This is a genomic window from Hydrogenophaga sp. ZJX-1 (assembly GCF_048590325.1).
Lineage (GTDB): Bacteria > Pseudomonadota > Gammaproteobacteria > Burkholderiales > Burkholderiaceae_C > Hydrogenophaga.
This window is the reverse complement of sequence record NZ_JBMBRA010000001.1, coordinates 568,413-594,094: the sequence shown is the minus strand read 5'-3', so window position 1 is coordinate 594,094 and position 25,682 is coordinate 568,413. Positions and strand designations below refer to the sequence as shown.

Sequence of the window (25,682 nt, the reverse complement as noted above, 5' to 3'; positions counted from 1 at the left end):
AGTATAGCCAGCTTGGTCTTGAGCGAGCACACACAGACAGGCGCTATATTCATGTTTTCAGGCCCGCTCGCGGTCTTCGGTCTGCCCGCATTCGCTCTTCTGAGGTCCCATGCATCACCCCGTCAAAACTTCGTCCATGCTGTCCGCCTCAAGTCGCGGCAGCACCTCCACCTTGGTCACATCCCGACTGCGCCTGCTGGCGCTCTCGATGGCTGTTTCGGCCGCACTGGGGGCTACTGTGGTCATGGCCCAGACCGACGATTACGCCGAGGTGAACCGCCTCATGCGGGCCGGGCAACTCAGCGAAGCTTTGACCAAGGTGGACCAGTACCTCACCAGCAAGCCCCGCGACCCCCAGATGCGCTTTCTCAAAGGCGTGATCCAGACCGAAGGCGGCAAACACAGCGATGCCATTGCCACCTTTTCCAAGCTGACCGAAGAATTTCCCGAGCTGCCCGAGCCCTACAACAACCTGGCCGTTCTTTACGCCGGACAAAGCCAGTTCGACAAGGCACGCGCAGCCCTCGAAATGGCCATCCGCACCAACCCCAGTTACGCCACAGCCCATGAGAATCTGGGTGACGTGTACGCCAAGCTGGCCAGCCAGTCGTACAGCAAGGCACTGCAGCTGGATGCCGGCAACACCGCCGTGGCCCCCAAGCTCAGCCTGATCCGCACCCTGTTCAGCGCCGACGCCAAGGGCGGTGCCCGTCCGGCTGCGGCGCCGGCTACGGCGGCGGTAGCGCCCGTTGCCACCGCACCCGTGGCGGTGGCCAAGCCCACAGTCCCGGCACCGACGACGCCCGCAACCGCCGCTTCGGGCAACGCCGAAGCCGCTGTGGAAGCCGCCGTGTCCTCCTGGGCCAAGGCCTGGTCCAGCAAGAACATGCAAGGCTACCTGGGTGCCTACGCCGGCAACTTCACGCCCCCCGGCGGTCAGGCCCGCGGCGCCTGGGAAGCGGACCGCAAGGCCCGCATCCTGCCTCGCTCTCGCATCGGCGTGGACATCAGCGACCTGTCGGTCTCGGTTGATGGCGATCGCGCATCGGCCAGCTTCAAGCAGGACTACAGCTCCGACACGCTCAATGTCACCAGCCGCAAGAAACTTGATTTCGTCAAAAGCGGCAGCCGCTGGCTGATCGTGCGCGAATCCACGGGTTCCTGATGGCCGGTCGGCGGTACTTCCAGCATGGCCATGCCAGCATTCCCACCGCCAACCTGAGTTCTGGCATTGGCGGCCTGCTGCGCCCGGCCACTGGATTGGCCATTCTGGCTGCGTTGGCGCTGGTCATTGGTTTGATCAGTTCCTGCGTGGGTCCGACGGGGTTGTCCGGCGGTCTGCTGGACCGGATGACCGCCGTGGTCACCACCGCCGATCCAGCCAATGCGTCATCCGCTCCGTCCATGCTCGACAACGCGCTGAGCAAGGTTCAGGACGCTGCCGAGTTGCTTGGAACGCCAAAAGCAGTGTCCGGACTGCAGTCCAGCCCGCTCTCCAGTGAAGCCCTGCAGCAGGTGATGCCGCTGATGGGCCAGGCCGAAGCCCGCCTCATTGAGATCTACCAGTTGATCAGCCAGGGATTGGCGCGCGAAGCACTCGCCAAGGCCGACGCACTGGTGCGTGACCACCCGAACTTTCATCTCGCACACCTGGTGCATGGCGACTTGCTGAACCTGCAAACGCGCCCGGTGCACAAGCTCGGTGATGTGCCCGACACGAAGGCGCTGGCCGCCTCTGAGCAACTCAAGACGCTGCGAGAAGAGTCGCACCGCCGGCTGCGCGCCCTGATGGAGCGACCACCCGCCGGGAGCATCCCCGCGCAGTTCCTCGCCCTGTCGTCGCAGAGCCGGCATGCCATCGCCATCGATGCTTCGCGTTCGCGCCTGTACCTGTTTGAAAATCAAACCCCCTCGGCGTCAGGCAGCCTGATCGCAAAAGCACCCCAGTTGCACCTGGTGGGTGATTTCTACATTTCCGTGGGGCTGTCCGGCATCGAGAAAGCTGCCGAGGGTGACAAGCGCACGCCGCTTGGCGTTTACTACATCACCAGCAACCTCAACCCGGACAACCTGCCCGACCTGTACGGCGTGGGTGCGCTCCCGATCAACTACCCCAACCCGCTCGACGTGCAACGCGGCAAGACCGGCAGCGGCATCTGGCTGCATGGCACGCCAAGGGAGCAGTTTGTGCGCGCGCCTCAAGCCTCCGATGGCTGCGTGGTGCTGTCCAACCCGGACCTGGAGCGGCTGCTCAAGACCGTGCAGATCCGCACCACGCCGGTCGTGATCGCACCCGAACTTCAATGGGTACAGCCCGAGGCACTCGATACCGAACGTCAGGCCTTTGAGGCGGCCCTGGAAGCTTGGCGCGTCGCCAAGAGCGAGGGCAATCTGGGACAACTCAAGGGGTTTTACTCCAGCCGGTTCCTGAACCAGGGCCGCGATCTGGCCCAATGGTGGCCGCGTGTCGAGAGCGAACTGCGTCCCGCAAAAGGCCCCCGGGAGCTGCAGCTCAAGGAAGTCTCATTGCTTCGCTGGCGCGATGCCCAGGACACCATGGTGGTGACTTTTGGCGAGGTTCCCTTGGGCCAATCCCGCGGCGTGACGCGCCGCCAGTACTGGGCGCTGGAACGCGACCAGTGGAAAATATTCTCTGAAGGTACCCCTTGATGCAAAACACGTCTTTCATGCCACGCCCGTTGCGCCGTCGTCTGGCGTCCCTGCTCGTCGCGAGCGCGGCAGTGGCCCTGTTCCCGATGGCCGCCTGGGCCCAGAGCACGCCGGCCGGCGAGGCGCCCAAGGTGCGACTGAGCACCTCCATGGGTGACATCGTGCTGGAACTGTATCCAGACAAGAGCCCCAAAACGGTCGAGAACTTCCTGCAATACGTGCGCGACAAACACTACGACGGCACGGTGTTCCATCGCGTGATCAACAACTTCATGATCCAGGGCGGCGGTTTCAATGCCGATTTTCAGCAAAAGCCCCCCCGTGCGCCCATTCCGCTGGAAGCCAGCAACGGCTTGAAAAACGACCGCGGCACGATCGCCATGGCCCGCACGCAAAACCCCAACTCCGCCACGGCACAGTTCTTCATCAACGTGGTGGACAACGCCGCCTTGAACGCCCCCAACCCCGACGGCCATGGTTATGCCGTTTTTGGCAAAGTCACCGCAGGCATGGACGTCGTGGACAAAATCAAGCTCGTTCCAGTCGGCAACCAGGGCATGCATCAGAACGTGCCCAAGACACCCCTCACCATCCTCAAAGCCACTCTGGAGAAATAAACATGGCCAATCCCCAAGTCGAACTGCACATCGCCAACTTTGGCATCGTCACCCTGGAACTGGACGCCGAGAAGGCACCGCTGTCCACAGCCAACTTCCTGTCGTACGTCAACAAGGGTCACTACAACAACACGGTGTTTCACCGTGTCATCCCCGGCTTCATGGTGCAGGGTGGCGGCTTCGAACCGGGCATGAACCAGAAGCCCGCCGACGCACCCATCAACAACGAAGCCAACAACGGCCTGAAGAACGAGCTCTACACCGTGGCCATGGCGCGCACCAGCGACCCGCACTCGGCCAGTGCCCAGTTCTTCATCAACGTCGCCAACAACGGTTTCCTCAACCACACCGCCCCCAGCGCCCAGGGCTGGGGTTACGCCGTGTTCGGCAAGGTGGTTGCCGGTTCGGACATCGTGAAGAAGATCGAGGGCGTGGCCACGGGTCGCAAAGGCTTCCATGACGACGTGCCCAAGGAAGATGTCGTCATCGAAAAAGCCGTCGCCATCTGACCGTCGCCATTTGATGGCGGGGGCTCCCTGCCCCGTCCCGATGCCAGAATCGACCCCCGACCGCTTCGCCACCCTGCGCGCACCCGCGCACTGGCAAGCGGTCGATTTCATTTCCGACCTGCATTTGCAGGCGGCAGAACCCGCCACACTTACCCTGTGGCAACACTATCTGCAACAGCCCCCTGTGCAGCGGGCCGATGCGCTGTTCATCCTGGGCGATCTCTTCGAGGTCTGGATCGGTGACGATGTGCTGACGCCCCAAGTGCCAGACACCACACCGTCCTTCTGGCACGCCTGCGCCCAGTTGCTGTGGGAGCACAGCCGCCACACGCCGGTGTATTTCATGCGCGGCAACCGCGATTTCCTGCTTGGCGCCCATGCACTGAGCACTTGCGGGATGCAGGGACTCGACGATCCGACCGTGCTGGAATTTCATGGCCAGCGCTGGCTGCTCAGCCATGGCGACGCCCTGTGCCTGGCCGACACCGACTACCAGCAGTTCCGGGCAGTGGTGCGTTCCGCCGACTGGCAGCGCGATTTCCTGGCCAAACCGCTGAGCGAGCGCGAGGCGATCGCCCGCGGACTGCGCGAGCAAAGCGCGGCCCGCAAACGCGGCAGTGCACACGATCCCAGCCTCTGGGCCGACGTGGATGCGGGTGCGGCCAGAGAGTGGCTGCAGGTGGCCGGCTCACAAACCTTGATACATGGCCACACCCACCGTCCGGATCAGCACGATCTGGGCCAAGGCCTGCGGCGCGTGGTGCTCAGCGACTGGGATCCGACCGCCCTGCCACCGCGGGCCGATGTGCTTCGCCTCAGAGCGCAGGACGGACTGCAGCGACTGCCCCTGTGCTGAAACCACTGGCCCGCCTGCTGCAACGCTGGCTGCCCAGGCGCTGGCGCAGCCCTCTGCCGCTGCCCGCGGCGCTGTGGCGCGAAACGCTGCAGCAACACCCCTTCCTGGCCGAACTCACCACCACCGAACAGACTCGCCTGCAGCAGCTCTGTGGTCATTTCCTGCTGGAGAAGGAATTCCACGGCGCCCATGGCCTGGTGGTCACCGATGCCATGGCGCTGAGCATCGCGGCACAGGCCTGCCTGCCGCTGCTGCACATCGCCAGTCCGACCGCCCGGAGCTCCCGGGACCCGATGGATGCGCTGGACTGGTACGACGACTTCGTGGGCATTGTGGTGCAACCGGGTGCTGCGGTGGCCATGAGGGAGTCCATCGACGCCGCGGGCGTGGTGCACCGCTACCGCGAAGTCCTCGCAGGCGAAGCCATGGACCGCGGCCCGGTGATGCTGAGCTGGGAAGATGTGGCACAAGCCGGTCAGGTGACTGGCAGCGGAAGCAACGTGGTGATCCACGAATTCGTGCACAAGATGGACATGCGCGGCATGCAAGCCGGCGACACCCCGGATGGCGCACCCGCGATGACCCGGGGCCTGTGGGGCTCGACCCATTCGGCCCAGGCCAGACAACACTGGCGCCGGACCATGACCGAGGCCTACACACAGTTTCGTGAAGCGCTGAACGTCGCCGAACGCTTTGGCGGCGAACGCCCCTGGCTGGACAGTTATGCCGCCAAGGATCCGGCGGAGTTCTTCGCGGTGACCTGCGAGGCCTACTTTGTCAACCGCGAGCGCTTCGCCCTCGAATGCCCGACCCTGCTACCGCTGTACGACGGGTTTTTCCGGGCTCACCCGCCGTAAACGGCCACCGGCCCACCGGGTCAGGCAGGCGGTCGCCCCACCTCAGTGCCTCTCAACGCTTGAGAAGGACCTTGAGCGTGTTCTGCAACCGGCGCGCAGCGCCAGCGTCAAACTCACCGGCCAGCACGCGGGACACATCCTGAGCCCAGGTATCGGCCGGCGCGGCTTCGTGGCGGCGCGTGAGCAGCTGCAGCTGCAGCATGCGGCGGGCATCCAGCAGTTCGGCCGGCGTGGGCACTTCGGCCGCCATTTCCAGGCGCAACAGGGCATCAGCAGGCACCGCAGCAGGCGTGCCCGCGTTCAGGCTCTGGGACCACGCGCTGCGGGTCGCCGCGTTGACGCGCGAACCCAGCGCCTGCGCCGTCGGCAACTGCGACGCATCGCGCTGCTCCCAGGCGGTCAACAGCTGGGTCAATACCTCACCGTGCGCTTGCGCCGCGAGCTTGCGCAGCGCGGCTTCGGCGTGTTCGATCGCCTGACGCTGGGCTCGGAAAGCGGCATCCCCCAGGCGCGGCCCCCGCGGCTCGCGGTCAAACCGTTCGCCGCCGCGCCCGTCGCGAGCATCGCGCCCGTCACCACGGCCGCCAAAACCACCCCGTGCATCGCGGCTGTCGCGGCCCGGAGGACCCCGACGGTCATCACGTCCGGCGGGTTCGGTCTTTTTCATGCCCGGCCGGTCATCGCCACGCACCGCAACGATCTTCTTGGGCGGGGCGGCAGGCTTGACGGGTGCCGGGGCCTCTGCCGCCGCGACTTCGTCCCCGGCATCGGCCGGCGCTGAACCGTCCACAGCCGGGGCCATCGACTGGTTTTCTGCAGTCTCCTCAGTGGCCCCGGCAGGCGCGGCAACGGCATTCGCCGCGCCACGAGCAGGTTCAGCCGCAGCCTCCGCCTGACCGCGCAAGGCCGCTTCCAGCGCCGCCATGGCAGCGCGAATCTGCTGGGCATCGCCGCTCGCACTGGCAGCGTCCACCGCCTGCGAGGCCTCCAGCACGCGCTGATCGTGGGCATTGAGTGCCGTTGACGCCTTCTCGCGCTCGCTGCTCTTGCGGGCAAAGGCTTCGTCAATGGGTTGGCGGAAGGCCTCCCACAACTTTTGTTCCTGTTTGCGCTCCAGCGGCACCGCGTGCGCTTCGGCCTGCCAGCGCTGCTGCAGCGCCTTGACCGCGTCAATGCGCAACTGGGGCGCTGCGCCCATGGCCTTGGCTTCCTCGATCAGGGCACGGCGACGCTCAACGCTTTGTGCCTGCGCGGCTTCGAGTCCGGCATGCGCGGCGTGCATGGCGGTTTTCCAGAGCGGCTGCATTTCGGCAAACGCCTTCTCGCTCAGGTGACCGGCTTCCCGCCAGCGCTCGGAAAACGCGTGCAACTCACGCACCTGGGCTTTCCAGTCGGTGCTTTGCCCATGCGTGGCGGTCCAGGCCTTGAGCTCTTCGATGATGGCCATGCGCTGGGCCTTGTGGGCCTCCGCCTGCTGGCGGACCTGGGTCAACCAGACTTCAACACTCTTGTGCGCCTCGGTGCAGGCTTCGTCGAAACGCTTCCACAACGCATGGTTGGGCTGGCCGCCCTGATCGGTCGCCTTCCATTGATCACGCAGGCTGCGCAGGGTCTCCTGCATCTTGCGCCCACCCAGTCGCTGGCCCTCCGGCGGTTGCAACAGCGCCTCGGCCTTTTTCACCAGCTCTTCCCGCAGCTGATCGGCACGCCAGCGCTGCCAGTCTTCCAGATCACCGGCCTGGGTCAGGGCCGCGTGGGCGCGGGCCTCCAGCTCGGGGCCAATGAGGCGGGCATGCGACTTCAGCACCGCACGCACATCGGCCGCGGCCTTCGGCGTGGCTTTTCCATGGCCCTCGGCCAGCTCGCGCTCCAGCACACCCAGTGCACGATCCAGTTCTGCGAGCACCTTGACCCGGCGCTCCTGGGCGGCTTGGGCATCGTGAGCGGCTTTTTCGCCGGGCACAGCCGCTGCCTCGCCACGGGCAGCACGCAGTTCGTCCGCCCAGACCGGCACGGCCGGCAGCGGTGCCTGCGGGTTGGCATCGGCCGCAACCGCCTGGGCCAGGGCCGCTTCGAAAGCTTCCCACACCAGTTGCAGCTGGCTGCGCGATGCCTGGAGCATGGGAGGAAACTTCGGTTCAACGCTGGGCCACTGGGCATCGTCGGCCAGGGTACTGGCCTGCTGCTGCCATTGGGCCACGTCGGTGCGCAGCGCTTCGGCGCTCTGCTGGGCTTCGCGCCAGGGCTTGGTCGACATCACCTCGATGCGCTGAGCCATCAACACCGCCGACTCCCGCTCCACCTGAACACGGTGCTGCACATCCTCGATCGCCTTGACGCGTTCGGCCAGGGCCTGCTTCAGCCCCGCCAACGGTTCACGCGACAGCGGAGCACCCGCCCGGGCCGCATCGCGCTGCCAGGCCATGGCATCGGCCAGATTCAGACGGGACTGCCCGATGAGGGCCTCGGCCTTGACGGCCCACTCGGCGGCAATCTGTTCCTGGGCCTTCAAACGCTTGTGTTCGTCCAGCTTTTCCTTCAGCGGCTTGGCCGCACCCCGGTCACGCTGCGACAGCTCCTTGAACACTTCGGTCATCTGCTCCAGCCCCGGTTCGCCGGCCAGCCATTCGCGGATGCGGGATGCGCGCTCGCCAGAAGTGGGCGCAGAAAACGCGCCACCGGTCAGGGCATCCAGGGGATGTGCGGCGTTGGCAGGGGCTTGCTTGGAGCTGGCGGGCGTGTTCACGGCAGATTCCGGGGCATTGGACTGGGGGGGACTTCTTCGCAGGGAAAACAGCGACATACAGGGATCGTTCCGGGATAGGGGCCGGCGCATGAGCGCCTGGCGAAGCCCGTATTGTCGCTGCTGTTGCTGCACATGCCGATCCGGCACGCCCAAAAACAAGAAACCCCGGTGAGCAGAACCCACCGGGGTTGACGGCGGGCAATTTGCACTTGCCGTCGGTTTTGGCGGAGGGAGTTGGATGTCTCTCCAGCCTGGAAGCAACAGATTGCTCCCGTTTGGAACCGGTTGGCGGATGCTCCGCGTCACCGGTTTGATGCCCATCCACGACGGGCAACTGAAGGTTAACCGGGTTCCTGATCCGCTTCAAGACGTACCCCCGAGCAACGTCATGGAGATTTTCAATCGCGATCGGCGCGTGATGAAGGTCACGCTGTTAACAGCAGTAACAACACCCTATCGCACCCGAATCGACCAGCGGTACCTCTGAAACGCTGACCGGCGAGCACCGCTGATCCGGGCTGGCATCCGTGCTAGCACGGGACACAAAAAGTGGCCAACACCGCCATTACATATACCTTTAAGTATTTATGAAACAACTTTTAAACATTGACTTGATATTAAACTCCCCCTAACATTCGCCGGTTTTGCCCTTCAGGGTAAACCCGAGCCGCTGACCCAGCAGGGTCCATCGAACGCGATGGCTCACAAAGCCCGCCTCGATGAGGTGCCCAGCCAGCCGCACAGACCCACCCGGTCACCGCGGCACCGACAGGAGAGACTTCATGAATGACACCACCCCCCGCCACCACAAGAGCACCCCAGGTGCCAAGGCATCCATCAACACCGCCCTGAGCGACATGGTCCAGGGCTTCATCGCCATCACCCACAACAGCGTTGCGCTGCTGGGCACCGTTCTCGCCGTGGGCCTGATCACGCTGGCCGCGCGCCACGACCTGCGCAGCGACGCCGAGCAACACCTGCTGGGCTGGTTGCAGCAGCGCCAGGTGGCATCAGCGCCCGTGGTCGCGTTCAAACCCGAACCCGATGCCGTGCAACGGGTGACCGCCGTGCAGCCCACCCAGCTGCCCAAGCAACAGGCCAACGTGGCCTTCTGGCTGAGCCGCAAGTACCGGGTTGCTCCGGAGCCGCTGGGGGTTCTGGTGGCCGAAGCTTTCGAGGTGGGCGAAAAGGCGCGGATGGACCCAACCCTGATCCTGGCGGTGATGGCCGTGGAGTCGCGCTTCAATCCTTTTGCCCAGAGCCCTGTCGGTGCGCAAGGCCTGATGCAGGTGCTCACGCGCGTGCACACTGAAAAATACGAAGACTTTGGCGGCCAGCTGGCGGCGTTCGATCCCGTATCCAACCTGCGGGTGGGTGCGCGGGTGCTGCAAGACTGCATCAAACGGGCAGGCTCCATCGAAGGCGGCTTGCGCCTGTACGTCGGTGCGGTCACCACCGATGGCAGTGGCTACATCAACAAGGTGATGGCAGAACACCTGCGCATCCAGAGCGTGGCGCTGGGCAAGCCCATGCCCACCCGCTTCCCCAGCTACAGAACCATACCGGTCGTCGTGCCCGCTGATACCGAGACACTGCCGACGCCCGACGTCACCGAGATGGAAGCAGCCGACGCTGCCTCCCCCGTTGCAGAAACCGTGGAACCCCTGCTGCTGGCCCGTTCGTGATCCCTGGGCCCGGTAATATCGGCTATCCGGGCGCCTGCCGCCCTGCTCGGATAAACTAGGCCCCGCACGCAACTGGCGATAGGCACTCCAGGCTCAGGGCTCACAGCCCAGGCTTCGGTGCTGACGTGGCCCCCCTGCCCCCATATGGGACCAGGGACAACCACTGGGAAGCGTGCCGCCTGGCTGCCAAGACAGGTGATCAGCCGTTCGCCTGGGCAGCCCCTGCCGTCGTCACCCCGCTGACGTGCGCCGGGATCCACGTTACCCAAGACTGCCAACCATGTACGACCGCAACATCCTCATCGAGCAAACCGACCCCGAGCTGTTTGCCGCCATCCAGGCCGAAAACGCACGCCAGGAACACCACATCGAGCTGATCGCCAGCGAAAACTACGCCTCGCCCGCCGTCATGGCCGCCCAAGGCACCCAGCTCACCAACAAATACGCCGAGGGCTACCCTGGCCGCCGCTACTACGGCGGCTGCGAATACGTCGACATCGCCGAGCAACTGGCGATCGACCGGGTGAAGCAGATCTTCGGCGCCGACGCCGCCAACGTGCAGCCCCACTGCGGCGCATCCGCCAACGAAGCCGTGTTCCTCGCCTTCCTGAAACCCGGCGACACCATCATGGGCATGAGCCTGGCCGAAGGCGGCCACCTCACCCACGGCATGGCGCTCAATATGAGCGGCAAGTGGTTCAACGTGGTCAGCTACGGTCTGGACGCCAACGAAGCCATTGACTACGACGCCATGGAGCGCAAGGCGCATGAGACCAAGCCCAAACTCATCATCGCGGGCGCATCGGCCTACAGCCTGCGCATCGACTTCGAGCGTTTTGCCAAAGTGGCCAAAGACGTCGGCGCCATCTTCATGGTGGACATGGCCCACTACGCCGGCCTGATCGCTGCCGGCGTGTACCCCAACCCGGTTCCGTTTGCCGACGTGGTGACATCCACCACCCACAAGAGCCTGCGCGGCCCGCGTGGCGGCATCATCCTGATGAAGGCCGAGCACGAAAAAGCCATCAACAGCGCCATCTTCCCCGGCCTGCAGGGTGGCCCGCTGATGCACGTCATCGCGGCCAAGGCCGTGGCATTCAAAGAAGCACTGCAACCCGACTTCAAGGCTTACCAGCAACAAGTGCTGACAAATGCACGCATCGTTGCCGAAACCCTGGTGTCGCGCGGCCTGCGCATCGTCAGCGGCCGCACCGAGAGCCACGTCATGCTGGTCGATCTGCGCGCCAAAGGCATCACGGGCAAGGAAGCCGAAGCCGTGCTGGGCAGCGCCCACATGACGATCAACAAAAACGCCATCCCCAACGACCCGGAAAAGCCCATGGTCACCAGCGGCGTGCGCATCGGCACCCCTGCCATGACCACCCGCGGCTTCAAGGACGAAGAAGCCCGCCTGACCGCCAACCTGATCGCCGACGTGCTGGATAACCCGCGTGACCCGGCGAACATCGAGGCCGTGCGCGCCAAGGTCAACGCGCTGACGGCCCGGTTCCCGGTGTACAAGTGATGCCAACTGGCGCGACGCGATGAAGTGCCCCTTCTGCGGTCATCTGGAGACCCAGGTCGTCGAGACCCGGATCTCCGAAGACGCGGACTTCATTCGCCGCCGCCGCCAGTGCGGCCATTGCGAAAAACGCTTCACCACCTATGAACGGCCGGAGGTCAGCTTTCCGGCCGTGGTGAAGAAAGACGGCCGGCGCGTCGACTACGTGCCGGCCAAATTGCGCGCGTCCTTTGCGCTGGCGCTGCGCAAACGCCCGGTCAGCACCGAGCAGGTCGACGCAGCCATCGAGCGCATCGAAGAAAAGCTGCTGAACCTAGGCGCCCGCGAAGTCCCGGCCACCCGGCTGGGAGAAATGGTCATGCGCGAACTCAAGAAGCTCGACAAGGTGGCCTACATCCGCTTCGCCAGCGTGTACCGCAGTTTCGAAGACATTGACGAGTTCCGGGCACTGGTGGACGAAGTGCGACGTTGATGACGCAGCCGCGTGGCCAGCGCCACGCCGATTCGAGTACTTTCTGCCGCCTGTCGCGTTGTTTCCGCCGGTCAGCTGACTGCCTCTGATGGCCTCGGCACGCGCCGATACGATGCGTACATGGATTCTCATGCCCACCCCATCCCTTCAGCGCCCCCGCAAAGCGCCAGCGGCTTCTCTCTTATCGAGATGATGGTCGTGGTGTCCTTGATGGCCATTCTGGCTGGACTCGCAGCGCCCAGCTTCACGGGGATGATCGAGTCCTACCAAGTCGCCTCCGCGCGAGACAACCTGCTTTCCACACTCCAGTTCGCGCGTACCGAGGCCATCCGAACCGGGCAACCCATTACGGTGCGACGTAGAGCAGATTGCCCCAGCAACAACTGGGGTTGCGGCTGGATCGTGTTCCGGGACACAAACGGCGACAACGTCCAGCAAGCCGCAGAGCCGCTGGTTCGCGGCACCGAACTCCAACGCGGCGTATCCATTCAAGCCAACAACGTTGCCGCTAACAACTTTGTGCGCGTCAACAGCTTCGGCCAGTTCGCTGGCAGCATGTTTTTCGCTTTCCAGATGGCTCCCATCAACACACCCAACAGCACAAGCTGTATTGCCCTGACCTTCTCGTCCGGCATGAGAGCCACCTCGACCAAAGGTTCCGGCAGCTGCCCCACCTGATTGGCCCCACATGATCCACACCTCCTTGCGCCGCCACCAGACCGGCATCAGCATGATCGAGTCGCTGGTTGCCCTTTTTGTGCTCGCTCTGGGCATTCTTGGACTTGCCGGGCTTCAGACACGCACATTGACAGAAACCCGCTTGACGAACGCTCGGGCTGTCGCAGTGCGCATGGCTGGTGATATCCATGAGCGCATGAAGCTGAACACGGGCGCCCTGAACGACAGCGCCGCCAATGGAACACCCAATCCCTATCTGGTGGGCTGGGGTGCCGCTCCCGCAGGGACCAACTGCAACACCGCGGCATGCACCAGCGCCCAACTGGCCGGCTTCGATCTGGCTCAATGGAAAGCGACGCTCGCGGCGTCATTGCCCGGGGGCAACGGTGCAATCTACGCCATGCCGGGTGACCCCACCGCCTTTGGTGTGGTGATCGCATGGACCGACAACGTCTCGGCACAAGCCGACGGTCTGGCCGATGACGACAACCCTTTCCTGGTGACCACCGACGTGGCCAACGTGACATGCCCGGATGGATCGATCTGCCACCTGATCAGGATGCGTCCGTGATGAAATACTCTACCCACTTACGTGGAAGCGCCAGCATGCGGTTCACGTCGCACCGGCGCCAGCAACGCGGCGTGACCCTGATCGAACTGATGGTCGGCATCACCATCGGTCTGCTCGTGTCTGTGGCCGCCATTGGCACCCTGGTCTACAACCGTGTCGCGTCGACCACTATCACCGACACGGTGAACCTCCAGCAGGATGCTGCAGCCGTCATGCGCATGATCGGACGCCAGCTCAAACAGGCTGGCGCAGTTCCCGCCGAGGACTACGTGGACCTGACCAATCCGGGTCTGAGTACCCAGAAGTTTGTCTACCGCAGCGATTACATCGGCCTGGACAACACGCAACCGATCCCGATTTCCATCCGAGGGACCAACAACGGTGTTGAAGACACGCTCACGGTGTCCTTCAGCAACGTGGCCAACATTACTGCTTTGCTGAGCGATTGCATGGGCAACAACCCTGCCGCAGCGAGCGCTGTGGTCACCAGCCAGTTCAGCCTGGACGATGGCTCGATCCTCTGCCAAGGAGCCGCCGCTGGCGCAACGCCTCAGCCGGTGATCCCCAACGTGGAAGAACTGCAGATCTGGTACGCCGTGCGTGACCCAGCCGTTGTCCCGCCTGCCATCCGCTATTTCCAGGCCGACGCTGTCGCGGACTGGACGGCGGTGGAAGCCGTTCAGGTGTGCATCCGCCTGGTTGGAGTCAGCGGCAACAACCCCACCGGCGGTGCTGCAACAGCCGACTGTACCGGTGGGGCTGTTGCTGACGACGGTCGCATCCGGCGTGTCTTCCGTCAGGTGTTCACCCTGCGCAACCTCCAGACCCTGAGCTGAACACCATGAACACCGCCATCGTCTCCAACAAGATCGCTTTGCGCCAGCGAGGCATCTCCTTGATCGTTGTCATGGTCATGCTGCTGCTCGGTAGCATGCTGGCGCTCGGTGCAACTCGAACCAACTGGCTCAACGAGTCGCTGGTCAGCAACGAAAGCGACTACCAGCGCGCCTATTCAGCGGCAGAGGCCTTGATTGCCGACGCAGAGACAGACATCAGAGGCGTACTCGCAGGGGGTTTCCCTTGCAAAACCAGCGCCAACTTCTATGGATGTCGAGATCGATACGGTGGCACGGCTGGTCCATTCATTCCCGTGATGAGCCAGGATCTGGATGACTTGCGCGCCACCATCCCCAACTTTGCCACCCTGCCGTGCCGACAAGGCATCTGCCTGCTGGAAGAAGAAGATGCTCTGGGCGTCGGCTGGTGGAACTTGGGAGCCGGCTTCGATGCTATGACCGCAAACACGCGCACGGCCAACGCCATCGCAGCCACCTATGGCGAGTTCACCGGCATTGACAATGACGACATCGATAACCCCCTGCTGCTGGTGCGAGCCGACGGCGAATACGGTGCCTGGTACTGGATCGAAGTGATGGAGTTCCAGAACACCGGGGCCATGGCGCCCATTGCCGGCAACCTGCCCGTACCCGCCGTGGACGCCCCTTTCATCTTCCGAATCACCGCCGTGGCCAACGGCCTCAAGCCCGGCACACGCGTGGTGTTGCGCACCATCTTTGTTCCAGCCTTGGCCGATCCCGCGGCCTGATCGAATGGGAGATCCAACAATGAAAACATCCACCAAGTTGAATACCGCTCAAGCCATCATGCTGGGTGGGTATCTTCTCATGTCGACCTCGGTCATGGGGGCCCCCATGACCTTCAGCCAGGTCCCACCGGGTGCGGGAGCGAGGGAGCCAGCACCCAACGTCATCGTCTCGGTCGATGATTCGGGCAGTATGGGTGAATCCGGCATGACGACCTTGCGCCAAGCTTTGCGAGACACCTTCGGTTCGTCGTCCAGCCTTGCCGAAAACCGCATTCGCATGGCCTGGCAATCAATGAACAAATGTCCTTCCTTGGGCACCGCTTCAACGGCCTGCGGCACCTACAACGGCATGCGCTACCTCGGAGGTACCCACCGAACCAACTTTGACGCATGGGTCAACAGTCTCGTCCACAACGGAGGTACGCCCGGGCACCTCATGATGGACAACGCAGGCCAATATCTGTCAGCAGCCATCTCCGACGTGAACAGCCCTTGGGCAGCCAATCCTGGAATCACCCAGGCACCCATCCTCTCCTGCCGGAAGAACTACCACATCTTCATGACCGATGGCGGCTGGAATAGCGGCACATCCAGCACATCCCAGCACATCGACACATCAAGGACTAACAACGGCACGCGCATCGTGCGCGGTGGAGGCAATGCAGACAACACCACCAAGGTCCTACCTCTGCCTTCCGGTAGAACCTACGACATCACCAGCAACCAAACACGCCTATATAGAGATATTTGGGGCGGCGCAACCACGACAGCCAGCGGCAATCAAACCACGCTCAGTACGTTAGCCGATATTGCCTTTCACTATTGGTCCACTGATCTTCAAACTGGTTTAGCAAACGACGTTCGCCCAACGAACAATCGCACTACCCCCGAAACCTTTGTCGCAACAAATGGAACCAGCACCACACTGGAGCCCTTCTGGAACCCCAGGAACAACCCGGCCACCTGGCAGAACATGGTGACATACACCATCGGATTCAACACTGCAGCGTCGTGGGCCGGAGACCCCTCTTGGGGCTCCGACACCTTTTCGGGAGATCTGCCCAATCTCATCAACGGTGTGAACACATGGGTATCGCCATTTTGCGCGGGAAGCAATTCTGGTACTGGGAACCGCCCTTGTGACGGAAGCACTGGCTATACAAGTGCTGGAGCGTCACCTCGGATCGACGGCCGCAGAATGGATCTGTGGCATGCGGCACTCAATGGCCGCGGCCGGTTCGTTCCGGCGCCCAACAGCCAGGCCTTGGTGGATGCATTTCAGGGCATCCTGAACGACATCCTTTCACAGACCGCCAAGCCGCTGGTTTCCATTGCGAGCAACTCCACTCGCCTGGCCAGGAACGGCCTCGCCTACGTGGCCAGCTACAACTCGGAACGCTGGAGTGGCGACATCAAGGCATACCGCATCGACGACGACTCGGGCCTTCCCTCCACCACAGAGACCTGGAAGGTCAGCACCCAACTGGACTCGACGGACACAGGCGTGTTTTCGCACACCAGCCGAGTCGTTCTCACCCACAACGGCACCATTGGGACCGGTTTCTTGTGGAACAACCTTTCAACCGCCCAAAAGAATTTGCTGTCCACCACAAGCACAGACGGCACCGCCAGGATCAACTACCTTCGCGGCGACCGTTCCATGGAGGTGCCTGCAACGGGAGGAACGATGCGCCAGCGCGACTCGCGCCTGGGTGACATCGTCAATTCCAACCTCTGGTACGTGGGTAAGCCGGTGCGCCTAGACACCGATTACCCGGGCCACGCCAGTTTTCGGTCTTCTTACGCCAGCCGCACGCCGGTGCTGTATGTGGGCGCGAACGACGGCATGCTCCACGGCTTCAACGCCAACACGGGCAAAGAGGTGTTGGCCTATGTTCCCAGGGGGGTTTATGCCAACCTGCGCAACTACACGCTGCCCTCCTACACTCACAACTACTTTGTTGACGGTAACCCTTTTGCAGGTGACGCCGATCTGGACCAATCCATCTCAGGCACCAACTGGCGCACCGTTCTGGTAAGCCCCTTGGGCGCGGGCGGCAAGGGCTATTTCGTTCTGGATGTCACAAACCCGGCCACTTTCACCGACCCCGGCGCCAGCGCCAGCTCAGTGGTGTTGATGGACAAGACCGAAGGCGTCGACAGCGATGTGGGTCACATCTTCGCGACACCTTCGCTGGACAACCAGACCGGCTCCCTGTCGCAGCAAATCGTCAAGCTCAACAACGGACGTTGGGCCGCGATCATGGGCAACGGTTACAACAGCAGCAACGAGCGCCCGGTCTTGCTGATTCAGTACTTGGACGGCACACGAGCTCTGAAAAAAATCATTGCTGACAGCGCCAATGCGCAGACCAATGGGCTCGGTGCGCCTGCGACCTTTGACGTGAACGGCAATGGCACGGTGGACGTGGTGTACGCCGGTGACCTCAAGGGCAATATGTGGAAGTTCAATCTGGTGAGCACCAGCGACTCAGACTGGGGCGTGAGCACTTGGTCGGGATCGGGCAGCACCTGCGAAAACGCCACCACCTGCGTCCCCCTCTTCGTGGCCAAGACCTCCGGTGGCGCTACCCGCCCTATTACCGCAGCCCCGACCCTGATGATCCACCCCCAAGGTGGTCTGCAGGTGATCTTTGGAACCGGTAAGGATCTGGAAGCCAGCGACCGTGGCGCCACATCGCCCCCGACAGAAACCATCTTCAGTGTTTGGGACCTGAGCACCTACAAGATTGAATCGGCCAGACTGGTCGCTGAAGAAACTGGCGCCATCACTGCGAGCAACGGCCGAAGCAGACTGGTAGAGCAGACGGTGACTGGAAACGGTTCCTCTGGTGTGATCGAGACCTCGTCTAACGCAATCGAGTATTCGCGCACCGACAGCAGTGCGAAGCGCGGCTGGTTCTTTGATCTGCCTGTCAGCGACGAACGCCTGTTGATCGCGCCCCGTGTCTTTGACGCCAACACGCTGCTGTTCGGCACGATTGCACCGAAGAAGGCCATTGAAGGTGAAACTTGCGACCTGTCGTCTGCGCAAGACAAAGGCTTCCTCACGTTCTTGAACGCCATCAGTGGCGCTCCGCCGAAAAATTCCGTGTTCGGTGACGAAATGGATCCCACTGGGAATGCCAGTCGCTTGGCCTATGGATCGGGCGAGTTCATCACACTGGTTGGACCAGGAAGCACCACCTTCATTCCGCCTACCTTTGCCTGCGACGGCAATGATTGTGAGCAACCACCCAACAACACCTGCATCGGCCCCACCTGCGCCAGCTGCACAGGCCCCGACTGCCCGGATACCACCTGCGTCGGTGCCGATTGCCGCTGCACGGGTAAGCTGTGCCGTTGCGTGGGTCCTGACTGCGACTGCGAGGGCGCCTGTGGCGGAGCTGGTAGCGGTGGATTCAAATGCGGTCTCGTCGCGGATCTGCTGGATGCCTGCCGCAGCGGCCGATTTGGTGCCCGGACCGACTGGCGCGAACTGCGTTGAAGGGCCAAACGATGACATCTGTAAAAACAAGCCTCATTTCAAGCGTTGGGCGCAGGCATAAGGGCTTCACGCTGATCGAGTTGATGATCGTGGTTGCGGTGGTGGCGATTCTGTCCGCCATTGCCATTCCGAGCTACGACGCCTATATCAGGCGAACCCACCGCGCCAACGCCAAGTCCGCTTTGATGCAGGTGGCGCAATGGATGGAGCGTGCTGCTACCGCACAGGGCAGCTATCCACTCACGGCGGCTGTGCCTGCCGGCCTGCTGAACGTGGAGGGCAACCGTTATGCGCTGACCGTGGTATCGGCCAATGGCACCTCTTATACCTTGACCGCCACAACCCAAGGGCCTCAAGCAAGCGATGAATGTGGCAACTTCACTTTGACGCAGGCTGGGACCCGGGCGGTCACTGGGTCGCTTCCCGTTGACGAGTGCTGGGGGCGATGAGTGGAGTCTCGCCGGTGCCGCTGGCCGGTATGGTGGAGACCCTGTCGCTGGCTCGCGAGGCCCTCAAGCTATCCAACCCCAACCCCCGCGTCGGCTGCATCCTCACCGCCCCCGGCGGTCGGGTGATCGGCCAGGGACACACCCAGCAAGCTGGCGGCCCACACGCCGAAGTCATGGCCTTGCGTGATGCACAGGCTCGCGGTGAATCCATCGAAGGGGCCACGGCCTACGTCACGCTGGAACCCTGCTCCCACCACGGCCGCACACCGCCCTGCTGTGATGCGCTGATCGCCGCGAAAGTCGCCAAAGTGGTGGTGGCCACGGCCGATCCAAACCCGCTGGTGGCGGGCCGAGGTCTGGAACGCTTGCGCGCCGCGGGCATCACCGTGGAGCTGCTGCCACCCGACAGCGAAGCCGCTCGCGCCTCGCGCGAACTCAACATCGGCTTCTTCAGCCGAATGATCCGGAAGACACCCTGGGTGCGCATGAAGGTCGCCGCATCACTGGACGGCAGCACGGCGTTGGGCAACGGCGTGAGCCAGTGGATCACGGGCAAGGCTGCGCGCACCGATGGCCACGCCTGGCGGGCCCGCGCCTGCGCGGTGTTGACGGGCATAGGAACCGTGCTTGAAGACGACCCGATGCTGGATGTGCGGCTTGTGGACACGCCACGGCAGCCGCACCTTGTGATCGTGGACAGCCGGCTGGAAACGCCGTTGACCGCCCGCCTTTTCAGCCCACCGGCCCAGGGGCTGGCGCGCCAGATCCTCGTCTATTGCGCCACCACCGAACCGCAGAAACAGGCGGCGCTGGAAGCCCAGGGTGCCACGGTGATCTGCCTGCCCGGCCCGCAGGGCAAGGTGGACCTGGCGGCGATGCTGCTCGATCTGGGCCAGCGCGAGGTCAACGAGCTGCATCTGGAAGCGGGCCACAAACTCAATGGCTCGTTCATCCGAGAAGGCCTGGTGGACGAACTGCTGCTTTACCTGGCCCCTCTGCTGCTGGGCTCGGGAGGACACGGCATGGCCGGTTTTGGTCCGCTGCAGAAGCTGGATGACGGCACGAAGCTGGCTTTTCATGCCATCGATCCGGTGGGTGAAGATCTGCGGATCGTCGCCCGGGTGCGCGGCCACGAGGCATTTCTGCACGCCTGAATACCCCATCTGCCCTGGACAGGGCCCCTTTGGCGCCCTGCCGCACGGCATTTCTGCCTTTCCGGTGACCCTCGGCCGGAAAGCGCGCGCAAACCCTGCGAAAATACGCGCCTATGTTTACCGGCATCATCACCGGCGTGGGGCGTATCGCCGACCTCCACGCTCAGGGCAGCTCTTTGGACCACGGCAAGCGACTCACGATCGAGGCGCCGCCGGGCTACCTCGACGACGTGGGTCTGGGCGACAGCATCGCGCACAACGGTGCCTGCATGACCGTGACCACGCTGGATGCACCCAACCACCGCTACACCATCGATGTGTCGGCCGAATCGCTGGCCTGCACGGCGGGGCTGGCCACGGTGGGCAACCGCGTCAACCTTGAAAAGGCCTTGCGCGGCAACGACCGGCTGGGCGGCCACATCGTTTCCGGCCATGTGGATGGCATCGGCACCGTGACGCGCTTCGCCCGGGTCGGCGAAAGCTGGGAGCTGCGGGTGATGGCGCCGCCCGAGCTGGGCAAATACCTCGCCTACAAGGGCTCCATCACCGTCAACGGCGTGAGCCTCACGGTGAACCAGATACAAGACAGCGCCGCTGGCTGCGAGTTCAGCATCAACCTCATTCCCCACACCGTGGAAAACACCTCGCTCGGCCAGCTGGCCGACGGCAGCCAGGTCAACCTCGAGATCGACACCGTGGCGCGTTACGTGGAACGCATGCTCAGCGCCTCCAGCACCCCACACAAGGACCCTTCAGCATGAACGCCCCCGAAACCCTGGCACCCGTGGCCATCTCCCCGGTGGAAGACATCGTCGCCGACATGCGCGCTGGCCGCATCGTCATCCTCGTCGATGAAGAAGACCGTGAAAACGAAGGCGACCTGGTGCTCGCAGCCGACCACGTCACCCCCGAAGCCATCAACTTCATGGCCCGCTACGGCCGCGGCCTGATCTGCCTCACGCTCACGCGCGAACGCTGCGAGCAGCTCAAGCTCCCACCCATGGTCGTGCGCAACGGCGACAAAAAGGGCACGGCGTTCACCGTGTCAATCGAAGCTGCCGAGGGCGTGACCACCGGCATTTCGGCGGCCGACCGCGCGCGCACCGTGCAGGCCGCGGTGGCGCCGAATGCCCTGGCCGACGATCTCGTGCAGCCCGGCCACATCTTTCCGCTGCAGGCTGTTGAAGGCGGTGTGCTCATGCGCGCTGGCCACACCGAAGCCGGTTGTGACCTCGCCGCCATGGCCGGCTGCTCGCCCGCCTCGGTGATCTGCGAAATCATGAAGGACGACGGCACCATGGCCCGCCTGCCGGACCTTCAGCTCTTTGCGGCCGAACACGGCCTGAAGATCGGCACCATCGCCGACCTGATCGAACACCGCAGCCGCAACGAGAGCCTGGTGCAGAAGCTCGGTACCCGCAGCCTCAACACCGCCTTCGGCGAATTCACCGCACACGCCTTCCGCGATGGCCCCAGCGGTGCCCTGCATCTGGCACTGGTCAAGGGCCAGTGGACGCCCGACCAGAGTGTGGCCGTGCGTGTGCACGAACCGCTGTCCGTGCTGGACGCGCTGGAAGTGGGCCGCTCCATGCACAGCTGGAGCCTCGAAGCCAGCCTGCGCCACATCGCCGAATCCGGCGCGGGCGTGGCCGTGCTGCTCAACTGCGGAGAAACGGCCGCGCAATTGCTGGCCCAGTTCGAAGGCACGGCCCGCTCGGCCCAGGCCCCCGAACGCGGCCGCATGGACCTGCGCACCTACGGCGTGGGCGCGCAGATCCTGCGCGAATGTGGCGTGCACAAGATGCAGCTCATGGGCAACCCGCGCCGCATGCCCAGCATGACCGGCTACGGCCTCGAAATCACCGGGTACCTCAGTCGCAACGCCTGAACCTCCTCACACACAAACAGAAAGAGACTCCCCATGTTCGGCGCAGACAAAGGCACCCCCAACCCGCTCGATGGCAAGAAACTTGCCATCGGCATCGTGCAGGCCCGCTTCAACGAAGGTATCACCGATGCGCTATTCAACGCCTGCCACGCCGAGCTGCTGGCGCTGGGCGTGCAAGAGAAGAACATCACCCATGTGAAGGTGCCCGGCGCGCTCGAAGTGCCCGTGGCCCTGCAGGCCCTGGCCGAGCGCGACGACTTCGACGCACTGATCGCCCTGGGCTGCATCATCCGCGGCGAGACCTACCATTTCGAACTCGTGGCCAACGAATCCGGCTCGGCCGTGACGCGCCTGGCACTGGACTACCAGGTCCCGATCGCCAACGCCATCCTCACCACCGAAAACCTGGAGCAGGCGGTCGCCCGCCAGGAAGAAAAAGGCCGTGACGCGGCACGCGTGGCCATCGAAATGGCCCACCTGCTGGAAGACATCGGCTGACATGAACGACACCACCTCGACCACCACCAGCGCGCCCAAGGCGCGCAAGGCCGCCGACAAATCGGCCCGCACCCGCTCCCGCGAGTTCGCCCTGCAGGCGCTCTACCAGCACATGGTGGGCCGCAACGAAGCCAGCGACATCGATGCCTTCACGCGCGACCTCTCGGGCTTCCACAAGGCCGACAGCGTGCATTACGACGCCCTGCTCCACGGCTGCGTGGCCCAGGCCGACGCACTCGACACGCTGATCACGCCCCTGCTCGATCGCCCGCTGGTCGAACTCTCGCCCATCGAGCGCGGCGTGCTCTGGATCGGCGCCTACGAGCTCCAGCACTGCCTCGACGTGCCCTGGCGCGTGGTCATCAACGAGTGCATCGAGCTGGCCAAATCTTTCGGCGGCACCGACGGCCACAAATACGTCAACGGCGTGCTGCACCAGCTCGCCGCCCAGCTGCGACCGGCCGAGATCGCCGCCGCTCCGAGCAAGGCGCCAGCGCGCAGGCCATCGGGCCCGCGCAGCGACGGCCCCGACGAAGCCTGAGAGCGGGACACCAGCCACAGCATGCGGATTTCCCAACGCGCCCAGCGGGTCGAGCCCTTTTACGTGATGGAGCTGGCCAAAGCCGCGGCCGACATGGCCGCCGGAGCCCGGCCCGGCGACCGCCCGATGATCACGCTCAACATCGGTGAACCCGACTTCACCGCTCCGCCGCTGGTGCAGCTGGCCGCCGAACGCGCCATCCGCGACGGCCGCAGCCAGTACACCGCCGCCACCGGCCTGCCCGCCCTGCGCCGCGCCATCAGTGGCTGGTACGCGGCGCGCTTCGGGCTGGACATCGATCCGGGCCGCATCGTCGTCACGGCGGGCGCCTCGGCGGCGCTGCAACTGGCCTGCCTGGCGCTCATTGAGGCCGGCGACGAGGTGCTGATGCCGGACCCGAGCTACCCCTGCAACCGCCAGTTCGTGCAGGCGGCCGAAGGCAAGGCGGTGCTCGTCCCCTCCGGCCCGGCCGAGCGCTTCCAGCTCAGCGCGGCCCATGTGGAAGCAGCCTGGACGCCCGCCACACGCGGCGTGCTGCTGGCCTCGCCGTCCAACCCCACCGGCACCAGCATCGCACGCGACGAGCTGGAACGCATCGCCCGCTTCGTGCGCGAGCGCGGCGGCGTGACCCTGGTGGACGAGATCTACCTCGGTCTGAGTTATGAAGATGCCTACGGCCACAGCGCGCTCGGCCTCCCCGAAGGTCTGGGCGACGACGTCATCAGCATCAACAGCTTCTCGAAATACTTCAACATGACCGGCTGGCGCCTGGGCTGGCTGGTGCTGCCGCCCGCGCTGGTGCCCGTGGTGGAGCGGCTGGCGCAAAACCTGTTCATCTGTGCCAGCACCATCGCGCAACACTCGGCGCTGGCCTGCTTCGAGCCGGAGAGCCTGGCGGAATACGAGCGCCGCCGCGCCGAGTTCAAGGCCCGGCGCGACTACTTCATCCCCGAACTCAATCGCCTCGGCCTCGCGGTGCCGGTCATGCCCGACGGTGCGTTCTACGCCTGGGCCGATGTGAGCGGTCTTTGCGATCGCTGGGCCATCCCGCCGCAGGGCGCGCGCGCCGACGAAGGCGGCAGCTGGGCACTGGCCTTCGAGCTGATGAAACGCTGCCAGCTGGCCACCACGCCCGGCCGCGATTTCGGCAACACGGACCCCGGGCGCTACCTGCGGTTTTCCACCGCCAATTCGATGGCGCAGCTGCGTGAAGCGGTGGCCCGGCTGGAGGCGGCCCTGTGAGCGAGCCGGAAGCCAGTCCGTTCACGTGGCCAGTCCGCGTGTACTGGGAGGACACCGACGCCGGCGGCATCGTGTTCTACGCCAACTACCTGAAATTCTTCGAGCGCGCCCGCACCGAGTGGCTGCGTGGTCTGGGCATCCAGCAGCAACGCCTGCGCGAAGAAGTGGGTGGCATGTTCGTCGTGACCGACACCCAGGTGCGCTACCTGCGGCCGGCCCGGCTGGACGATTTGCTTTTGGTTACCGCCCGTGTTCTGGAAGTCGGCAAGGCCTCCCTCACAATCAGGCAGACTGCGCTCCTGAAAGCGCAGCAGGTTGGCGAAACCGATGTGCCGCTCTGTGAAGGCAGCATCCGCATCGGCTGGGTGAATGCCGCTACCATGCGACCCCAGCGCATCCCCACTGCGGTGCTGGATGTCATGGCCTTGCCGGGCAGCCCCTACACCTGAACCTTTCTCCTTCCAACCACTCCGAACGACATGACCCAAGAACTCTCCATCGTCCAGTTGCTGCTCAACGCGAGCTGGGTGGTCCAGGCCGTGGTGCTGTTGCTGGTGGTGGTGTCCATCATCAGCTGGGCCGCCATTTTCCGCAAAGTCTTCGCACTCAAGCGGGTGAACGCGCACAACGAAGATTTTGAGCGCGAGTTCTGGTCCGGTGCCAACCTCAACGACCTCTACGCCGCAGCCGCCCAGAGCGCACGCCACGGAGGGCCGCTGGAACGCATCTTTGCCAGCGGCATGCGCGAATACCAGAAACTGCGCGAACGCCACATCACCGACAATGGCACCCTGCTTGACGGCGCCCGCCGCGCCATGCGCGCAAGCTTCCAGCGCGAGCTCGACGTGATGGAAGCCAATCTGTCCTTCCTCGGCACGGTCGGCTCCGTGGCGCCCTATGTCGGCCTGTTTGGCACCGTCTGGGGCATCATGCACGCCTTCACCGGCCTGGCCGCACTCGCCCAGGTGACGCTGGCCAGCGTGGCGCCCGGCATCGCCGAAGCCCTGGTCGCGACCGCCATCGGCCTGTTCGCCGCCATCCCGGCGGTGGTGGCCTACAACCGCTTCGCCCACGACATCGACCGCGCGGCCAGCCGCATGGAAACGTTCATGGAAGAGTTCTCCAACATCCTGCAGCGCAACCTGGGCAACCAGTCTGCCTCCGGACACTGACATGGCAGCGTCGTCCCGTCGCCCACGGCGCACCAAGAACGAGATCAACATGGTCCCGTTCATCGACGTCATGCTCGTGCTGCTGATCATCTTCATGGTCACGGCGCCACTGATCTCGCCGAGCCAGATCGATCTGCCCAGCGTCGGTCAGGCCAACGCGCAGCCCAAGGATTTCGTGCAGGTCATCATCGACAAGGACGAGGGCATCGAGGTGCGCGAAGGCCTGTCCAACAAAGACGGTCGCAGCATCAAGATGACGCAACTCGCCGACGAAGTGCGCAAGCTGCAGGCGGCGTCGGAGGGTGGTGAAGCCGACAAGGTCCCCGTGGTCATCAGCGCCGACAAGGGCATCAAGTACGAGACCGTGGTCAAGGCGATGGACACCCTGCAGCGCGCGGGTGTCCAACGTGTCGGCCTGTCGGTCCAGACCACGCGCTGACC

Annotated in this window: 25 protein-coding genes and 1 riboswitch; of the genes, 24 read left to right on the top strand and 1 reads right to left on the bottom strand. The window is 64.1% G+C overall.

Annotated features, from left to right (window positions below; genetic code table 11):
- Positions 1 to 136 precede the first annotated feature (136 nt).
- The 6 genes from ACN5W5_RS02960 (at position 137) to ACN5W5_RS02935 (ending at position 5,509) form a co-directional block, all read left to right on the top strand.
- Positions 137 to 1,165: a tetratricopeptide repeat protein gene (locus ACN5W5_RS02960; RefSeq protein ID WP_420047098.1), complete on the top strand. Its 1,029-nt coding sequence runs from the start codon at positions 137 to 139 to the stop codon at positions 1,163 to 1,165.
- Positions 1,165 to 2,670, top strand: a complete 1,506-nt coding sequence (locus ACN5W5_RS02955) for a L,D-transpeptidase family protein (RefSeq protein ID WP_420047097.1) — start codon at positions 1,165 to 1,167, stop codon at positions 2,668 to 2,670. Before ACN5W5_RS02960 ends, ACN5W5_RS02955 begins: the two co-directional genes overlap by 1 nt.
- Positions 2,671 to 2,756: 86 nt before the next feature.
- The gene (locus ACN5W5_RS02950) at positions 2,757 to 3,287 is read left to right on the top strand and encodes a peptidylprolyl isomerase (RefSeq protein ID WP_420047429.1); all 531 of its coding nucleotides are present in this window, start codon (positions 2,757 to 2,759) and stop codon (positions 3,285 to 3,287) included.
- Positions 3,288 to 3,289: 2 nt separating this feature from the next.
- Positions 3,290 to 3,796 carry a peptidylprolyl isomerase gene (locus ACN5W5_RS02945; RefSeq protein ID WP_177135292.1) on the top strand — a complete coding sequence of 169 codons (507 nt, stop codon included), beginning with the start codon at positions 3,290 to 3,292 and terminating at the stop codon, positions 3,794 to 3,796.
- Positions 3,797 to 3,836: 40 nt separating this feature from the next.
- Positions 3,837 to 4,652 carry a UDP-2,3-diacylglucosamine diphosphatase gene (locus tag ACN5W5_RS02940; RefSeq protein ID WP_420047096.1) on the top strand — a complete coding sequence of 272 codons (816 nt, stop codon included), beginning with the start codon at positions 3,837 to 3,839 and terminating at the stop codon, positions 4,650 to 4,652.
- On the top strand, positions 4,646 to 5,509 hold the full coding sequence (locus ACN5W5_RS02935) for a zinc-dependent peptidase (protein WP_420047095.1): 864 nt from the start codon (positions 4,646 to 4,648) through the stop codon (positions 5,507 to 5,509). Before ACN5W5_RS02940 ends, ACN5W5_RS02935 begins: the two co-directional genes overlap by 7 nt.
- A 52-nt stretch (positions 5,510 to 5,561) precedes the next feature.
- On the opposite strand, the gene ACN5W5_RS02930 is transcribed toward ACN5W5_RS02935, so the two are convergent.
- A complete protein-coding gene (locus tag ACN5W5_RS02930) occupies positions 5,562 to 8,312 on the bottom strand; it encodes a DUF349 domain-containing protein (protein ID WP_420047094.1) in 2,751 nt (916 codons plus the stop codon).
- A 725-nt stretch (positions 8,313 to 9,037) separates the two neighbouring features.
- On the opposite strand from ACN5W5_RS02930, the gene ACN5W5_RS02925 reads away from it, so the two are divergent.
- The 18 genes from ACN5W5_RS02925 to ACN5W5_RS02840 all read left to right on the top strand — a co-directional run bounded on the left by ACN5W5_RS02925 (position 9,038) and on the right by ACN5W5_RS02840 (position 25,680).
- Positions 9,038 to 9,940 (top strand): transglycosylase SLT domain-containing protein, encoded by a 903-nt coding sequence (locus ACN5W5_RS02925; protein WP_420047093.1) that lies wholly within the window; start codon positions 9,038 to 9,040, stop codon positions 9,938 to 9,940.
- Between the two features lie 58 nt (positions 9,941 to 9,998).
- Positions 9,999 to 10,164: riboswitch (ZMP/ZTP riboswitch) on the top strand.
- A gap of 56 nt (positions 10,165 to 10,220) precedes the next feature.
- Positions 10,221 to 11,465 carry a serine hydroxymethyltransferase gene (gene glyA, locus ACN5W5_RS02920; protein ID WP_420047092.1) on the top strand — a complete coding sequence of 415 codons (1,245 nt, stop codon included), beginning with the start codon at positions 10,221 to 10,223 and terminating at the stop codon, positions 11,463 to 11,465.
- A gap of 19 nt (positions 11,466 to 11,484) precedes the next feature.
- A complete protein-coding gene (gene nrdR, locus ACN5W5_RS02915) occupies positions 11,485 to 11,934 on the top strand; it encodes a transcriptional regulator NrdR (RefSeq protein ID WP_177135298.1) in 450 nt (149 codons plus the stop codon).
- Between the two features lie 120 nt (positions 11,935 to 12,054).
- On the top strand, positions 12,055 to 12,612 hold the full coding sequence (locus ACN5W5_RS02910; RefSeq protein ID WP_420047091.1) for a GspH/FimT family pseudopilin: 558 nt from the start codon (positions 12,055 to 12,057) through the stop codon (positions 12,610 to 12,612).
- Positions 12,613 to 12,622: 10 nt separating this feature from the next.
- Entirely contained in the window at positions 12,623 to 13,183 is a 561-nt protein-coding gene (pilV, locus tag ACN5W5_RS02905) for a type IV pilus modification protein PilV (RefSeq protein WP_420047090.1), read from the top strand.
- Positions 13,138 to 14,019: a PilW family protein gene (locus ACN5W5_RS02900; RefSeq protein WP_420047089.1), complete on the top strand. Its 882-nt coding sequence runs from the start codon at positions 13,138 to 13,140 to the stop codon at positions 14,017 to 14,019. Before pilV ends, ACN5W5_RS02900 begins: the two co-directional genes overlap by 46 nt.
- A 5-nt stretch (positions 14,020 to 14,024) precedes the next feature.
- Positions 14,025 to 14,789, top strand: coding sequence for a pilus assembly PilX family protein (locus ACN5W5_RS02895; protein WP_420047088.1), 765 nt, complete (start codon positions 14,025 to 14,027; stop codon positions 14,787 to 14,789).
- A gap of 19 nt (positions 14,790 to 14,808) precedes the next feature.
- Positions 14,809 to 18,297: a pilus assembly protein gene (locus tag ACN5W5_RS02890; RefSeq protein ID WP_420047087.1), complete on the top strand. Its 3,489-nt coding sequence runs from the start codon at positions 14,809 to 14,811 to the stop codon at positions 18,295 to 18,297.
- Positions 18,298 to 18,308: 11 nt separating this feature from the next.
- The gene (locus ACN5W5_RS02885) at positions 18,309 to 18,746 is read left to right on the top strand and encodes a type IV pilin protein (protein ID WP_420047086.1); all 438 of its coding nucleotides are present in this window, start codon (positions 18,309 to 18,311) and stop codon (positions 18,744 to 18,746) included.
- A complete protein-coding gene (ribD, locus tag ACN5W5_RS02880) occupies positions 18,743 to 19,900 on the top strand; it encodes a bifunctional diaminohydroxyphosphoribosylaminopyrimidine deaminase/5-amino-6-(5-phosphoribosylamino)uracil reductase RibD (RefSeq protein ID WP_420047085.1) in 1,158 nt (385 codons plus the stop codon). Before ACN5W5_RS02885 ends, ribD begins: the two co-directional genes overlap by 4 nt.
- A gap of 113 nt (positions 19,901 to 20,013) precedes the next feature.
- Entirely contained in the window at positions 20,014 to 20,661 is a 648-nt protein-coding gene (locus tag ACN5W5_RS02875; protein WP_420047084.1) for a riboflavin synthase, read from the top strand.
- A complete protein-coding gene (ribBA, locus tag ACN5W5_RS02870; RefSeq protein ID WP_420047083.1) occupies positions 20,658 to 21,788 on the top strand; it encodes a bifunctional 3,4-dihydroxy-2-butanone-4-phosphate synthase/GTP cyclohydrolase II in 1,131 nt (376 codons plus the stop codon). Before ACN5W5_RS02875 ends, ribBA begins: the two co-directional genes overlap by 4 nt.
- Before the next feature lie 33 nt (positions 21,789 to 21,821).
- Positions 21,822 to 22,286: a 6,7-dimethyl-8-ribityllumazine synthase gene (ribH, locus tag ACN5W5_RS02865; RefSeq protein ID WP_177135306.1), complete on the top strand. Its 465-nt coding sequence runs from the start codon at positions 21,822 to 21,824 to the stop codon at positions 22,284 to 22,286.
- Between the two features lies 1 nt (position 22,287).
- Positions 22,288 to 22,827, top strand: a complete 540-nt coding sequence (gene nusB / locus ACN5W5_RS02860) for a transcription antitermination factor NusB (RefSeq protein WP_420047082.1) — start codon at positions 22,288 to 22,290, stop codon at positions 22,825 to 22,827.
- Positions 22,828 to 22,848: 21 nt separating this feature from the next.
- Positions 22,849 to 24,069 carry a pyridoxal phosphate-dependent aminotransferase gene (locus ACN5W5_RS02855; RefSeq protein WP_420047081.1) on the top strand — a complete coding sequence of 407 codons (1,221 nt, stop codon included), beginning with the start codon at positions 22,849 to 22,851 and terminating at the stop codon, positions 24,067 to 24,069.
- The gene (gene ybgC, locus ACN5W5_RS02850) at positions 24,066 to 24,518 is read left to right on the top strand and encodes a tol-pal system-associated acyl-CoA thioesterase (protein ID WP_420047080.1); all 453 of its coding nucleotides are present in this window, start codon (positions 24,066 to 24,068) and stop codon (positions 24,516 to 24,518) included. Before ACN5W5_RS02855 ends, ybgC begins: the two co-directional genes overlap by 4 nt.
- Before the next feature lie 30 nt (positions 24,519 to 24,548).
- On the top strand, positions 24,549 to 25,241 hold the full coding sequence (gene tolQ / locus ACN5W5_RS02845) for a protein TolQ (RefSeq protein WP_177135309.1): 693 nt from the start codon (positions 24,549 to 24,551) through the stop codon (positions 25,239 to 25,241).
- A gap of 1 nt (position 25,242) precedes the next feature.
- Complete coding sequence (locus ACN5W5_RS02840; RefSeq protein WP_420047079.1) at positions 25,243 to 25,680, top strand: ExbD/TolR family protein; 438 nt, start codon at positions 25,243 to 25,245, stop codon at positions 25,678 to 25,680.
- Positions 25,681 to 25,682 lie beyond the last annotated feature (2 nt).

Bases quoted from the DNA above. Each gene is read 5' to 3' on its own strand.
- ACN5W5_RS02960 (WP_420047098.1), top strand. From the start codon at position 137: ATGCTGTCCGCCTCAAGTCGCGGCAGCACCTCCACCTTGGTCACATCC.
- ACN5W5_RS02955 (WP_420047097.1), top strand. From the start codon at position 1,165: ATGGCCGGTCGGCGGTACTTCCAGCATGGCCATGCCAGCATTCCCACC.
- ACN5W5_RS02950 (WP_420047429.1), top strand. From the start codon at position 2,757: ATGGCCGCCTGGGCCCAGAGCACGCCGGCCGGCGAGGCGCCCAAGGTG.
- ACN5W5_RS02945 (WP_177135292.1), top strand. From the start codon at position 3,290: ATGGCCAATCCCCAAGTCGAACTGCACATCGCCAACTTTGGCATCGTC.
- ACN5W5_RS02940 (WP_420047096.1), top strand. From the start codon at position 3,837: ATGCCAGAATCGACCCCCGACCGCTTCGCCACCCTGCGCGCACCCGCG.
- ACN5W5_RS02930 (WP_420047094.1), bottom strand. From the start codon at position 8,312: ATGTCGCTGTTTTCCCTGCGAAGAAGTCCCCCCCAGTCCAATGCCCCG.
- ACN5W5_RS02925 (WP_420047093.1), top strand. From the start codon at position 9,038: ATGAATGACACCACCCCCCGCCACCACAAGAGCACCCCAGGTGCCAAG.
- glyA (WP_420047092.1), top strand. From the start codon at position 10,221: ATGTACGACCGCAACATCCTCATCGAGCAAACCGACCCCGAGCTGTTT.
- nrdR (WP_177135298.1), top strand. From the start codon at position 11,485: ATGAAGTGCCCCTTCTGCGGTCATCTGGAGACCCAGGTCGTCGAGACC.
- ACN5W5_RS02910 (WP_420047091.1), top strand. From the start codon at position 12,055: ATGGATTCTCATGCCCACCCCATCCCTTCAGCGCCCCCGCAAAGCGCC.
- pilV (WP_420047090.1), top strand. From the start codon at position 12,623: ATGATCCACACCTCCTTGCGCCGCCACCAGACCGGCATCAGCATGATC.
- ACN5W5_RS02900 (WP_420047089.1), top strand. From the start codon at position 13,138: ATGCCCGGATGGATCGATCTGCCACCTGATCAGGATGCGTCCGTGATG.
- ACN5W5_RS02895 (WP_420047088.1), top strand. From the start codon at position 14,025: ATGAACACCGCCATCGTCTCCAACAAGATCGCTTTGCGCCAGCGAGGC.
- ACN5W5_RS02890 (WP_420047087.1), top strand. From the start codon at position 14,809: ATGAAAACATCCACCAAGTTGAATACCGCTCAAGCCATCATGCTGGGT.
- ACN5W5_RS02885 (WP_420047086.1), top strand. From the start codon at position 18,309: ATGACATCTGTAAAAACAAGCCTCATTTCAAGCGTTGGGCGCAGGCAT.
- ribD (WP_420047085.1), top strand. From the start codon at position 18,743: ATGAGTGGAGTCTCGCCGGTGCCGCTGGCCGGTATGGTGGAGACCCTG.
- ACN5W5_RS02875 (WP_420047084.1), top strand. From the start codon at position 20,014: ATGTTTACCGGCATCATCACCGGCGTGGGGCGTATCGCCGACCTCCAC.
- ribBA (WP_420047083.1), top strand. From the start codon at position 20,658: ATGAACGCCCCCGAAACCCTGGCACCCGTGGCCATCTCCCCGGTGGAA.
- ribH (WP_177135306.1), top strand. From the start codon at position 21,822: ATGTTCGGCGCAGACAAAGGCACCCCCAACCCGCTCGATGGCAAGAAA.
- nusB (WP_420047082.1), top strand. From the start codon at position 22,288: ATGAACGACACCACCTCGACCACCACCAGCGCGCCCAAGGCGCGCAAG.
- ACN5W5_RS02855 (WP_420047081.1), top strand. From the start codon at position 22,849: ATGCGGATTTCCCAACGCGCCCAGCGGGTCGAGCCCTTTTACGTGATG.
- tolQ (WP_177135309.1), top strand. From the start codon at position 24,549: ATGACCCAAGAACTCTCCATCGTCCAGTTGCTGCTCAACGCGAGCTGG.
- ACN5W5_RS02840 (WP_420047079.1), top strand. From the start codon at position 25,243: ATGGCAGCGTCGTCCCGTCGCCCACGGCGCACCAAGAACGAGATCAAC.